Origin of the sequence: Mycolicibacter sinensis, from assembly GCF_001667375.1 — a bacterium.
GTDB lineage: Bacteria > Actinomycetota > Actinomycetes > Mycobacteriales > Mycobacteriaceae > Mycobacterium > Mycobacterium sinense_A.
In genome coordinates, this window is record NZ_LZIN01000038.1 from 106,586 (window position 1) to 118,869 (window position 12,284).

Genomic DNA, 12,284 nt, shown 5'->3' on the forward strand with positions numbered 1-12,284 from the left:
CAACCAAGGAGACCGACTGTGACCATTCAGCGGATCGAGACCATCGCTGACGTCGTCATACCCGACACGCCGCTCGCCCGCGAGGCGACCGAGTTCATTCGCAGCGCCGAGGACGATGTGCTCTTCCACCACTCCCGACGGGTGTATCTGTTCGGCGCGCTGCACGGTCGCCGGTCGGGGCGACAACCAGATCTGGAACTGCTCTATGTGGCGGCGATGTTCCACGACTTCGGTCTCACCCCGCGTTACCGGAATTCCACCCAGCGTTTCGAGATCGACGGTGCCGATGCCGCACGCGAGTTCCTGGTGGACCGCGGCATAGCGCAGTCCGACGCCGATCGGGTGTGGCTCGGCATCGCGCTACACACGACTCCGGAGATCACCGGACGTCTCGACACCGAAACACACTTGCTCGCAGCGGGTGTCAAGACCGATGTGGTCGGTGTGGGCCGGGCGGATCTGGACGCGGCGCACATCGACGCGGTGGTCGCCGCCCATCCGCGCCCCGACTTCAAGAACCGCATTCTGGCGGCGTTCCACAACGGCATGCAGCATCGTCCGGAGACCACGTTCGGGACGATGAACGACGACATACTGGCCCATTTCGACCCGACGTTCCAGCGCGGCAACCTGGTCGAAGCCATTCTCAACAGCCCATGGCCCGAATAGTGGAAAGGAGCAGGCACATGGAGATCCACGAAGCGCTGTACACCACCAGGATGATGCGGCGGCTGCGGCCCGATCCGATTCCGCTGAACACCCAGGCCCGCATCCTCGATGCCGCGGTGCGCGCCCCCAACGGCGGCAACACCCAACGCTGGCACTTCCTCGCCGTCGACGACCCGGAACTCAAACGCGCGCTGGCCCAGCTGTTCCGGGAGGCCCGCGCCGTCGAATACGAGAGGTTCGCGGGCGGGACGGGGCCGATGGTCGCGCCGGCGCCCGGCGCGGATCCGACCCAGCATGCCGAGACCATGCGCCGAATCAAGGGCTCCGGTGACTACCTTGCCGACCACTTCGAAGACGTTCCGCTGCTGCTGTTCGTCTTCGCCATCGACGACCTCGGCGGCGCCAACATCTACCCGGCGATCTGGAGTGCGTTGCTGGCCGCCCGCGCCGAGGGTGTCGGCGGGGTGATGACGATGGTGCTCCGCAACGTCGAGGACCGCGTCAGTGAGATGTTGGGTGTGCCGCTTGCCGAGGGCTGGAAGATGTCGGCAATGCTGGCACTGGGCTACCCCCGAGGTAAATGGGGTGTCGCTGCCAATCGGCTTCCCGTGCAGGAGGTTTCATCACGAAACCGCTGGGGTGCACCCTTCGGCGTCGAGGTCCCGCAGCCGCTGTGGCCGCACGACTACTTGGCGCCCGACCTGGCCACGGTCGGTTGAGACTCGGGCGGCGGCCTGCTACATGACGTGGCGATCCGGATTATGCAACCGCTACCGCGGGATCGCAGCGCGAATCACTGGAGACAGGCTGCGCGTTCTACTACTCGGGTCCGATATTGGCCGAAACTGCGACCTCGGGCCTTTTTGCGATCTTGTTGAACACGATCACAATTACGACCCACAGGGCGACATAGGAAATTAGATACATGGGAATCATGACCCATATCGATGAAGTGTTGAAGATGAGGGAAGTCAAGCCTTTGAGCGCGTCATCGATAAAGTCGGCGATGAATACGATTATCAATATTCCCAGGTAGAAGCGTTCTCGCCGCACCGAGATTTTGCCGCGAACCTTGCTCGAGATAAACCATATCAGCAGCAACACCGTGGATATCGACATGACTGTAAATGCAATTATCAACCACAATGGTAGATTGTTTCTTGCATCCAATCCTGCGGAATCAAAAAATACATTGATGCAGACCATATACGCCACGTATATCGGCATAATGAGGAGCACTCGGCGTGTGTTGATGACCATCAGCGCGTATCCGCCTGTCTTGCACATTCCAGCGAAGCCTCGGCAGCGGTTTTGACAGGCGCCTCAAGGAGGCCCTTCCCGAAACCACCGACGAAGCCCAGCACGCCACCGGCAAGAGCGCCAGGAACAGCACCGGCACCCGCTGCTTCTGGCGTCGCAGCAGCGCCGATCCCAGCGCCTGCCACAGCACCGAACCCCGCCCCTGTGGCGGCCTTCTTGAATCCCTCCTTGACCATATTAAGTCCGATATTTTCACGGAATTCCTGACGGACGCACTGACCGAAATCGGTTTTCACGGCCGCCGTCGGCGCAGGCCCAGGAGATAAAGGCAGGGGCCTAGCTGCCGCGTCCTTTGGGACGGCGGCGGCCACTTCCGGTGGCACCGGAAATGGGCCAATTTGGGGCGGCGGACCCTGCATCGGCGGTAAGGGCTCGGTGCCACCCCCAAACGCCTCCGGTCCCGGCGGGAACGGCTCCGTCGGATCCGGAGCAGGAGCCGGCGCCAATGGCTTTCCGCCGTGACCCCAGCTCACCAACTGCACCGCAGCTTTTCGGTTGTCCGGTTGCGGCCGGTCGCTGACGCGTGTCGGGGCCGCTTCTTCGTGGAAGCTAAGGTCACCAACTTTGGCCAACGTGGTGGTGATTTGAGTGGCGATTTCGTGGTCCTTGGCAATCAGTACGCCCACCCGCTGGCGGATAAACGAGGCGTGTCCCTGCGCCGCGGACTTGCGTTCCGCACGAAAGGCCGCAGATCCGCCCTGATTTCGGTCGGTCACTGAATAGTCCTCACCCACGTCGAACCCGTCGTTGCGGGCTTCTCGGACTGCGTCGAGCACGCCGTGCTTACAGGACTGCACCGCCTCGTCGCCCCGGCGGGCGATCCCGGCTGCCTGGTGCATCTCATCCGCTGGGTCGCGGACTTTCACCATGTCCGCATAAGAGCGACCCAGCGCGCCCTGGCTTCCAACACCGGTCCAAACCGTGCCACCTGGAGCTGACAGCCGGCGGTGAACTTCGGTAAAGGACTCCTCCCACACGTTGGCGGTGTGCTCCCAGAAATCAGCTGCGTTCCGCAGATACGCGGTGTCTAGCGCTTCAACCTGTGACAATTTCAGCATCGGTGTTGCGGGCATCAATACATCCTCGGTGGAGCAACAGCCCGCATCATCGCCGCGGATGTTGCCTCGTTTTCCGTGTAACCGGTCGCTGCTGCGGTTAGCGCGGCGGCAGTCGCCTGCATCCGCATCGCGCACCTGGTGCCGGCCGCGACAACCACGGAGTTGGCGGTGTTGACCGCCGCCGCGCTGGCAAGCCCGGAGGTCGCCGATCCGAACGGCGCGTTGTTGGCGGCCAGCCTGGCCGCCAACGATTCGCACCAACTCGCCTCCGCATGAAGGCCGCCATTAGTGACCCGCAAAGCATCGGAACTGGCTGCCGGCGTTTCCATGCAGCAAGAATACCGCCGCGCCGACGAGAATTACTTCAGCAAGAACGCCTCAGAACTCCCAGTCCTCATCCTCGGTGATGACGGCCTTGCCGATCACGTACGACGACCCCGAACCGGAGAAGAAGTCGTGGTTCTCATCGCCGTTGGGGCTCAGCGCCGACAGGATCGCCGGGTTGACGTCGGTCTCGTCGCGCGGGAACAACGCCTCGTAGCCGAGGTTCATCAGCGCCTTGTTGGCGTTGTAGCGCAAGAACTTTTTGACGTCCTCGGTCAGCCCGACCCCGTCGTAGAGGTCCTGGGTGTATTCGACCTCGTTGTCGTAGAGCTCGAAGAGCAGCTCGTAGGTGTAGTCCTTGAGCTCTTGGCGCTTGGCCTCGTCCAGGGCGGCCAGCCCGCGCTGGAACTTGTAGCCGATGTAGTAGCCGTGCACCGCCTCGTCGCGGATGATCAGCCGGATCACGTCGGCGGTGTTGGTCAGCTTGCCTCGGCTCGACCAGTACATCGGCAGGTAGAACCCGGAGTAGAACAGGAAGCTCTCCAGCAGCGTGGAGGCCACCTTGCGCTTGAGCGGCTCGTCACCACGGTAGTACTGCATGACGATGGCCGCTTTGCGCTGCAGGTTGGTGTTCTCCTCCGACCAGCGGAAGGCCTCGTCGATCTCGTTGGTCGAGCACAGCGTGGAGAAGATCTGGCTGTAGCTCTTGGCGTGCACGGACTCCATGAACGCGATGTTGGTGTAGACCGCTTCCTCGTGCGGGGTCAGCGCGTCGGGGATCAGGCTGACCGCGCCGACGGTGCCCTGAATGGTGTCCAGCAGCGTCAGGCCGGTGAACACCCGCATGGTGAGCTGCCGCTCCTGATCGGTCAGCGTCCCCCAAGAGGGGATGTCGTTGGAAACCGGCACCTTCTCGGGTAGCCAGAAGTTTCCGGTCAGCCGGTCCCAGACCTCGAGGTCCTTGTCGTCTTGGACCCGGTTCCAGTTGATCGCTGAGACCCGGTCGATCAGCTTCAATTTTTCGCTCACCACAACCCCATTTCACCCGCGGGAAGCTAGGCCGTTATAGGCCACTGACACTACCCCTGGGGGCCGACAACCCGTGGCAACACAAGAAGTTGTGTCTGCGTGTCGCCTCAGCCGACTCCAGAGAAGTGGTACTCATCCGGCCGCAGCTTACGGGTGGCCCGCCAGTACTGCCACGTCATGCCGCTCCACAGCGTGCGGTTGACCCCGTGCTCGTCGAGGTACCAGCTGTTGCAGCCGCCGGTGTTCCACACCGACCCGCCCAGCTGGCGCTGCAGTCCGGCGTTGAAGCGGTCCTGGGCGGCACGGCTGGGCGCCAGCGCCTGCGCCCCGGCCGCATCCACCGCGCTGATCGCTTCGGCGACGTAGTGGATCTGCGACTCGATCATGAACACCACCGAGGTGTGTCCCAGCCCGGTGTTGGGTCCCAGCAGGAAGAACAGGTTGGGCATATCGGCGACCGCGATGCCGCGGTGCGCCACCACCCCCTCGCGGTTCCAGCGGTCCACCAGGTCCACCCCGCCCGGGCCCTTGACGTCGACGTAGGTGTAGGAGTCGGTGACGTGGAAGCCGGTGGCGTAGATGATGACGTCGCATGGGTGCTCGATACCGTCGGCGGTGACGATCCCGCCGTGGGTGATCCGCTCGATGCGCTCGGTGATCAGCTCCGCCTTCGGATTGGCGACCGCCTGGTAATAGTTGGGCGCGTAGAGGATTCGCTTGCAACCGGCCCGGTAGCGCGGGGTGAGTCTGCGGCGCAGCTCCTTGTCGGGGACGTTTCGTCGGATGTTCCACCGGCCGACCAGCTCGACTGCCCGTAGCAGGCTGGGCCGCCTGGTCATGGCGAACCCGAGGCCTTCCAGCCCCCAGTAGATCGCCGTACGCACGCCGCGGCGCAGGCCCGGGACCCTCGAGAACGCGGTCAGCACCGCCTTCGGGAACGGGCTGTTCGGCCGCGGCACCACCCAGGGCGGGGTGCGCTGATACAACTGCACCTGAGCTACCTCCGCGTCATCGCGAACCAGCTCGGGCACGATCTGGATCGCGCTGGCGCCGGTGCCGATCACCGCCACCCGTTTGCCGGCCAGCTCGACATCGTGGTCCCACCGCGCGGAATGAAAAGCCGCACCGGCGAATTCGTCCATGCCCTCGATCTCGGGCAGCCGCGGGAGATGCAACGCCCCGGCCCCGGAGATCAAGAACTGGGCGACATACTCCTGGCCGCCGGCGGTGAACACATGCCAGCGGAATTCGTCGTCATCCCAGTGCGCCCGGTCGACGTGCGAACCGAACCGGATGTGGCGGCGCAGGTCGTACTTGTCGGTGACACCCTTGAGGTAGTCCAGGATCTCCGGCTGCGGCGAGAACAGTTTGCTCCAGGTGGCCTTCGGCTCGAAGGAGAAGGAGTACAGATGTGACGGGACGTCGCAGGCGCAGCCTGGATAAGTGTTGTCGCGCCAAGTGCCGCCGATGTCGCCGGCCTTCTCCAGGATCAGAAAGTCCACGCCCTGCTTCTGCAGCGCGATGGCCATGCCGAGCCCGGAGAATCCGGTCCCGATGATGAGCGCCCGGGTATGCACAACCGGTGCACGTTGGCCGGCGTCCTCAGCGGTGTGATCGGTCAGCGTCATCACGCGTCCCTCCCTTTTCGGGTATCGATGTTCAGTGTGTTTGCCGGACCTGAGTCCGTCAACGCCCGCGCCGCCTTCCCGCAGGGTCGTGCGGGAAGGCGGCACGGCGGTTAGGACGCTCAGCCCATGAGGGCTGCTGTCACCTGGTTGTTCAGATCGACCAGTGACTCCATCAGCGGCGCGTACCCGCTCAGGTCGAAGCTGTTGCCGGCGTTCAGGATTCCGGTCGACATGTCGTCGCGTGCATTGAGCAGGCCCGCGATGATGCCGGCGGTCGGGTCGTCCCAGGCCAGTTCGAACACCGACCCGAGCCTTTCCATACCACCGGTCAGCGTGGTTAACGCCTGCGTCCAATCACCGGAGCTGAAGTCGCCCTGCAAACCCTGCCAGGTCTGGTCCACGACAGCCTTCGAGCTCATCATGGCCAGCAGCATCGGCATCTCGATGTCTTTGACCGCCAACGGCATATTGCCGACGAACGCCGCCATGGCACCGGCCGGGTTGGTCAAGAACTCCGAAGAGACGGCGTCCAGGTTCGGCATCAGCGCGGGGTCGCTCATCCGGTCCCAGACGGTCGGTGCGTCAACCTGGCTGCCGAAGATCTTCTCGAAGTTCTCCTCGCCCATTGCGGCCATAACCTGGTAGCGCAGGAGGTTGGCGCCCAGCCAGGAGATGTCGTGGTCCTGGTCCTGGTTGTAGTTCCAATTGAACAGGCGCTCGTGCAGCAGCGCCGCTTGTTCTTCGGGGCTGACAAGGGGATGATCGGCCGGCAGGTAATCCTTGACATCGGCGACGTTCACCACTTGGGAAAACGTCGGCGAACCCGTCGGATTGCCCTCCACGCCCTGCCAGCGGATTCCGAGCATTCCGTTGACGAGGCCACCGGTGTCGATCCAGTTGGCGACGCCAGGGTCTTTGGCGCTGATGACGTAGTAGGTGTAGCCGTCGGGATCCTCGAACGTCTGGGTGCTGTTCAGGCTGCCTTGCGCGGTCACGATCGGGACGTTCTGCCCCCACGCGTTGGCCAGCTCAAGGCCGGAGTACCGGGCGTCGAGGTTGGGCACCTTGACGATCAATGCCTCGTCGTCATCCAGCCGGAAGTGTCCCATCGTGCTGTATTGACCGGGCATGAGTCCGTTGATCGCGGTGGTGGACGATGCGACCGGTGTCATCCAGTTGAGCGGGAGCTTGTTCGGGATCGCGGTCTGGTCGTAGTAGACGGCGTCGGCGTTGGTGGTGGGAATATCCCTGGCGACGTTGCTCAACAGCGTCGTCAGCTGCTCGTCGGAGAGGAAAGGCAGGTGGTAGGTCGGCGCAACGCCCTCCTGCTGGAGCGAGAAGAAGTCGTGCGGCAGTCCCGCGTCACCGATGGAGTTGCGAATAAGCATGGTTTCGGCACCGGTGGTGTCGATCCAGTTCCCGTCGTGCGGCGTCGGGCTGAAGGTGATCGTGTAGCTGCCGTCGGCATTCGGTGTTGCCCCGGACAGACTGAGCACCTGGCCGGTCGGCAGGTAGCCCTGCTGAGAGCCGATCGTGCCGGACAGCGTCGTGAACGACACGTCGAGGCTGCCAGGACCGGGATGGACCGTCATCGTGTACGTGCCGTCCGAGCTGATCGGGATGACGCCGTACTGATTGTCGGGGTTTACCAGGATGTAGAACTGTCCCGGGTCGGCTGAGTTGGCGTCCCACGGGAACCCGAGCAGCCACTGGATTCCGGTATTGGGGTTGAACATTTCGCCGTACTGCAACACCAGCTCGGTGGCTGCCAGGCCCTGGATGTACTGCGGCAGCGAGTCAAGATCCGACGGAATGATGAACGGATACTGGCTGTTCGTGTCGTACACCTGCTGCTGTGCATCGAGCAGTTGATCGATGATCGACTGCATGGCAGCCGTCGGCCCCGTCGCGGCGACCGCATGCGGGGTCGCCAACGTCATCGCCAGCGCCCCGGCCACCGCTCCCGGTGCCGTGGCGGCGACGACACGCAGCCGTTGCCGCAGCCGGCGCCGCTGGGCGGCTTTCTCGTTGGCGCGCTCGACGGCAGCGCGTTGGGTGGATCCGATGCGCGACATGTGGTCCTCCGGTGTGTGGTCAAGGTGCGCTGTGACGGCTGTCACCTGATAGCGACCTGATTGTTCGCTGCGCCGGATCTCAGAAGAAAGAGCGATTCGCACCGAGTTAACCTATCGATAGATGCACATTGCACCACCGCGCTACGCTCGGTCGATGGACTGGGAGCGCCCCTCCGAGCGGGTATGCGAGCTGATCCAGCAGACCGCCCAAGTCATGGTCAGCGCTCCCCCGGAGGCCCTCGACGAGCTTCACGAAGCCACCCTGTCGGCCGTGTACACACAGGCCATCGCCTCGGATCCGGTTCTCGCCGAAGGCATCCGCCGCAGCAATCGGTCCAACCTGATGCACTGGGCGGCCGCCAATCTCAGCCACCCCGGCGAGCCGGTAGCGGCCAACCTCTCGACGGAGGCACTGCTCATCGTCCGCGACGGGTTCCGCCGCGGCCTGGATGAATCGGCAGTTCTCGACGCCTACCGGGTGGGCACGAATGTGGCGTGGCGGTCCTGGATGCAGACCGCCTTCTCCCTCACCCGCGACGCCGACGAACTATGCGAACTGCTCGACGTGACCTCCCGGTCCCTCACGTCGTTCATCGATGCCACCATCGCCGGAATCGGCAAACAGATGCAGATGGAACGCGAGGCGCTCACCCGGGGCACCCACGCCGAGCGTCGGGAGACCGTCGCGCTGATCCTGGACGGTGCGGCGATCACCAGGCAGCGCGCCGAGAGCCGGCTGGGCTACCGGCTGGAGCAGAACCACACCGCCGCCGTGATCTGGGGGGACCAGTCCACCACCAACCTGGCCGACCTGGACGCGGCGGCCGAGGCGCTGACCAGCACCGAGGGCGGCCAGCGCGCCTTGTCGGTGCTGGCGAGCGCAGTCACACAATGGGTGTGGATACCCGGTCCCGCAGGCCCGGACCTCCCGGGTGTCGCTGCTGCAGTGGACAACCTTCCCGGGGTGCAGATCGCGGTCGGGACGACAGCTGCCGGCATAGACGGATTCCGGCGCAGCCATCTCGACGCCGTCACCACGCAACGCATGATGATGCGGCTGGGGTCCACCCAGCGCGTCGCGCGCTTCACCGATATCGAGTTGGTGGCCCTGATCAGCGCCGAACCCGAACAGGCGGACCGGTTCATCACGCATACGCTCGGCGACTTCGCGACGGCTGATGCCGAGTTACAGCAAACTGCCCTGACGTTCATCCATCAGCAGTGCAACGCCTCACGCGCAGCAGAACGGATGTTCCTGCACCGAAATACGTTGCTGCGCAGGATCGCTCGCGCCGACGAATTGTTACCGATGCCGTTGGCCGACAACAGCGTTCGGGTGGCGGTGGCATTGGAGGCGCTGCGCTGGCGGGGTGCCTAGCGCCGCAGGTCGCGTGACGACAGCTCAGGCGACCGGTTCACGCCGGGCGGCCTCGTGGATCGGCTGATCGGGGTCCATCGCGATGCCGAGGTTCTGGGCGGTGCCGTTGACGACGTTGATCATGATCGTCGTCAAGTACTCCACGAAGGTGTCGCGGGGCATGCGGCGCGGACTGTCCAGTTCGGGGCCCAGCCACCAGTCGGTGGCCGAGGTCGCCGCACCGAATGCCGCGAACGCCGCCAGCTCCAGCGCCCCGCGGTTGAGGTCCAGCTCCTGGAGTTCGTTGCCGAGCATCTCGGCCATCGCCAGCGTGATCGTCCGGCCCTCGTTGAGGGTGCGCATCGTCGACCGGGACTGCGCGCGCACCCGCCCCTGGAGGAAAAACCGCAGCACATTGGGGTGCTCGTCGACCAGCGTTACGTACTCTTCGACGCTGCGCTGAATGATGTCGCGCAGCGAGTTGGTGGCGACGTCGATGGAGGCGAAGATCGCTGCCCACAGGTCGTCGCGCAGCCGGGTCCCGACCGCCTCGAACAGATCGTCCTTGTCGGTGAAGTGACGGTAGATCTTGGGCTTGGCGGTACCGGCTTCCTCGGCGATCTGGCGCACACTCACATCGGGACCGAACCGGTCGATCGCGCCGAAGGCGGCCTCGACGATCTCGCCGCGGACCTTCTTGCGGTGTTCGCGCCAACGCTCACTGCGCGCATCGACCTTCTGCCCGCCGTTGTCGGCCGGCTTGGGCCTGCTCGTTCCGCGCACGTCAAGCACCTTACCGCCTTGCCGCGGCTGACCTGGGGCAACCGCGCGGTGAACTGGTCCGTTAGCATCGGTAGACAGTTCCCGCGGTGCAAAAACGCGCATATTTGAGACGAGATGTGGTGACCCAACGATTCGACCTGGCCATCGTCGGCGGCGGCCCGGCGGGGTCGGCGGCGGCCTGGCAGGCCCGCCAGGCCGGTGCGAACGTCGTCGTCCTGGACAAGGCCGACTTCCCACGCGACAAGCCGTGCGGTGACGGGCTTACCGCCCGTGCGGTCAGCTATCTGCAGAAGATGGGGCTGGCCGAAGAGGTCGACAAATTCCACCAGGTCAACCGGGTGAAGGTGTTCAGCCCCAGCGAGTGGGAGCTGTCGTTTCCGCGCCGCCCCGGGATGCCCGATCACGGCTACGTCGCGCGCCGGCCCGAGCTGGACACTCTGCTGCTCAAGCACGCCGAGTCGGCCGGGGCGCAGGTCCGCCAGTCTGCCGAGGCCGCCGGACCGGTGCTGGACGACACCGGCCGGGTGGTCGGGGTGTTGCTCAAGAGCGGGGAGAAGGTGCTGGCCGATGCGGTGATCGCCGCCGACGGCGCCTACTCGCCGATCAAGCGGGCGCTGAAACTGGATTCTGCCTACAACGGCTATTCGGCGATCGCGATCCGCGCCGAGATGCCGGCGGTGCGTCCCGACGTCGATTCCCTCGACATCTACCTGAAGCTGATGTTCCAGGGCGACCAGCTGCCCGGCTACGGCTGGGTGTTCCCGCTGGGCGGCGGCCGGGTCAACATCGGCTTGGGCTATGTCAACAGCTACAAGAACTGGCAGGCGATCAACGCCACCCAGTTCCTCGGCGAATTCCTGGAGACCCTGCCGCGGGACTGGGAGCTGCCGTCGATCACCGAGCTGAAAAAGTCCAAGACGGTGCGGGCCTGGCGGCTGCCGATGGGTTTCACCGCGTGGCCGCCGTGGCGGCCGGGCGTGCTGTTCACCGGCGACTCGTTGGGTGCGGGCCGGCCGACCTCGGGCGCCGGGATCTCCAAGGCGCTGGAATCGGGGTTGGCCGCCGGTGAGTGCGCGGTCGCGGCGTTGACCAACGGCGGCCCAGACGACTTCACCAACTACGCCCAGCGGATGCAGGCCGCCTGGGGCCGGGAGTACCGGCGTGGGCGGTTCTTCCACAAGCTGGCCGGTCGGCCGGCGGTGGCCAACGCGGGCCTCAAGCTGCTGGACAACGCGCGCTTCCGCGACGTGCTGTTGGCCCGGCTGTACCGGGGCCAGCAGGGGCCGTCGCACACCTACTGAGCCGCGCGGCGGGCTATCTCAGCGTCGACCGCGCTGGGCCCCACCTGGCTTGCGGGCGACTTTGCCGGCAGCAGCTCGGGCGGCCTGCTTGGCAAGGGTCTTCTCCCGCGCGCTGCGTTTGGGTGCCGGCTGGGACTGCCCCCGCGATGAACCGGGTTTGCGGCCGCGCACAATGCCGACGAACTCTTCAACGAGCACCATCTGCGGGCCTTCGGCGAAAGCGAGCGACACCGGACAGGTGGGCGCATCGCTGATCGGACGGTAGGCCAGGTCCTTGCGGTGATACAGCCGCGCCAACGACTGCGGAACGATCAGTGCGCCCAGCCCGGCTGCGACGAGTTCTATTGCGTCCTGGGTGGTTTCAGGGCGGTGGTCGATCGGCTTGCCGGGCGCGTCCGCCCAGGCAACGACGTCGTCGAGTGGCAGCAGCAGCGGCTCGTCAACGAGATCCGCCGAGGTGATCTCGTCGACGGCATTGAAGACGTGGTCCTTGGACACCACGGCCACCGTCGTCTCCTCGTAGAGCGGAATGACAGCCAGCCCGGCGGTGTCGGACAACGGCCGCAGCAGCGCCACATCGACAGTGCCGGCCCGCACCGCGGCGGCCGCGTCGGCGGCTTCAACGGTGTGCAGCAGCAACGGGACGTCCGGATGCCGCTGTCCCCAGACTCGTGCCCACTTTGCGGGCGTCCCGCCGGGGACGTAGCCGAGCGTGAGAGAAGGCGGATTCACCGCATCAG

Annotated in this window: 12 protein-coding genes; 5 read left to right on the forward strand and 7 right to left on the reverse strand. The window is 65.1% G+C overall.

The window, feature by feature from the left end; translation table 11 throughout:
- Window positions 1–33: 33 nt before the first annotated feature.
- Window positions 34–669: an HD domain-containing protein gene (locus A5771_RS08165; protein WP_207545412.1), complete on the forward strand. Its 636-nt coding sequence runs from the start codon at window positions 34–36 to the stop codon at window positions 667–669.
- 17 nt (window positions 670–686) lie between these two features.
- Window positions 687–1,388, forward strand: a complete 702-nt coding sequence (locus A5771_RS08170; RefSeq protein WP_064854705.1) for a nitroreductase family protein — start codon at window positions 687–689, stop codon at window positions 1,386–1,388.
- Window positions 1,389–1,488: 100 nt separating this feature from the next.
- On the opposite strand, the gene A5771_RS08175 is transcribed toward A5771_RS08170, so the two are convergent.
- Window positions 1,489–1,929 (reverse strand): hypothetical protein, encoded by a 441-nt coding sequence (locus tag A5771_RS08175; RefSeq protein WP_082947120.1) that lies wholly within the window; start codon window positions 1,927–1,929, stop codon window positions 1,489–1,491.
- Complete coding sequence (locus A5771_RS23900) at window positions 1,929–3,062, reverse strand: hypothetical protein (protein ID WP_234783004.1); 1,134 nt, start codon at window positions 3,060–3,062, stop codon at window positions 1,929–1,931. The genes A5771_RS08175 and A5771_RS23900 overlap by 1 nt, the downstream gene beginning before the upstream one ends.
- Window positions 3,063–3,185: 123 nt before the next feature.
- On the opposite strand from A5771_RS23900, the gene A5771_RS23315 reads away from it, so the two are divergent.
- A complete protein-coding gene (locus A5771_RS23315; protein ID WP_165606175.1) occupies window positions 3,186–3,323 on the forward strand; it encodes a hypothetical protein in 138 nt (45 codons plus the stop codon).
- A 102-nt stretch (window positions 3,324–3,425) separates the two neighbouring features.
- On the opposite strand, the gene nrdF is transcribed toward A5771_RS23315, so the two are convergent.
- The 3 genes from nrdF to A5771_RS08190 all read right to left on the reverse strand — a co-directional run bounded on the left by nrdF (window position 3,426) and on the right by A5771_RS08190 (window position 8,103).
- Complete coding sequence (gene nrdF, locus A5771_RS08180; RefSeq protein ID WP_207545406.1) at window positions 3,426–4,400, reverse strand: class 1b ribonucleoside-diphosphate reductase subunit beta; 975 nt, start codon at window positions 4,398–4,400, stop codon at window positions 3,426–3,428.
- A 107-nt stretch (window positions 4,401–4,507) separates the two neighbouring features.
- Window positions 4,508–6,028 carry a flavin-containing monooxygenase gene (locus A5771_RS08185; RefSeq protein WP_064854707.1) on the reverse strand — a complete coding sequence of 507 codons (1,521 nt, stop codon included), beginning with the start codon at window positions 6,026–6,028 and terminating at the stop codon, window positions 4,508–4,510.
- 119 nt (window positions 6,029–6,147) lie between these two features.
- Complete coding sequence (locus tag A5771_RS08190) at window positions 6,148–8,103, reverse strand: hypothetical protein (RefSeq protein ID WP_064854708.1); 1,956 nt, start codon at window positions 8,101–8,103, stop codon at window positions 6,148–6,150.
- A 154-nt stretch (window positions 8,104–8,257) separates the two neighbouring features.
- On the opposite strand from A5771_RS08190, the gene A5771_RS08195 reads away from it, so the two are divergent.
- Window positions 8,258–9,481: a PucR family transcriptional regulator gene (locus tag A5771_RS08195; RefSeq protein WP_064854709.1), complete on the forward strand. Its 1,224-nt coding sequence runs from the start codon at window positions 8,258–8,260 to the stop codon at window positions 9,479–9,481.
- A 24-nt stretch (window positions 9,482–9,505) separates the two neighbouring features.
- Here the strand turns inward: A5771_RS08195 and A5771_RS08200 are convergent, their stop codons facing one another.
- Window positions 9,506–10,243, reverse strand: coding sequence for a TetR/AcrR family transcriptional regulator (locus A5771_RS08200; RefSeq protein ID WP_064854816.1), 738 nt, complete (start codon window positions 10,241–10,243; stop codon window positions 9,506–9,508).
- Window positions 10,244–10,362: 119 nt separating this feature from the next.
- Here A5771_RS08200 and A5771_RS08205 point away from each other — a divergent pair, with 119 nt between their 5' ends.
- A complete protein-coding gene (locus tag A5771_RS08205) occupies window positions 10,363–11,544 on the forward strand; it encodes an NAD(P)/FAD-dependent oxidoreductase (protein WP_064854817.1) in 1,182 nt (393 codons plus the stop codon).
- A gap of 18 nt (window positions 11,545–11,562) precedes the next feature.
- Here the strand turns inward: A5771_RS08205 and A5771_RS08210 are convergent, their stop codons facing one another.
- The gene (locus A5771_RS08210; protein ID WP_064854710.1) at window positions 11,563–12,276 is read right to left on the reverse strand and encodes a LysR family substrate-binding domain-containing protein; all 714 of its coding nucleotides are present in this window, start codon (window positions 12,274–12,276) and stop codon (window positions 11,563–11,565) included.
- Window positions 12,277–12,284: the final 8 nt, after the last annotated feature.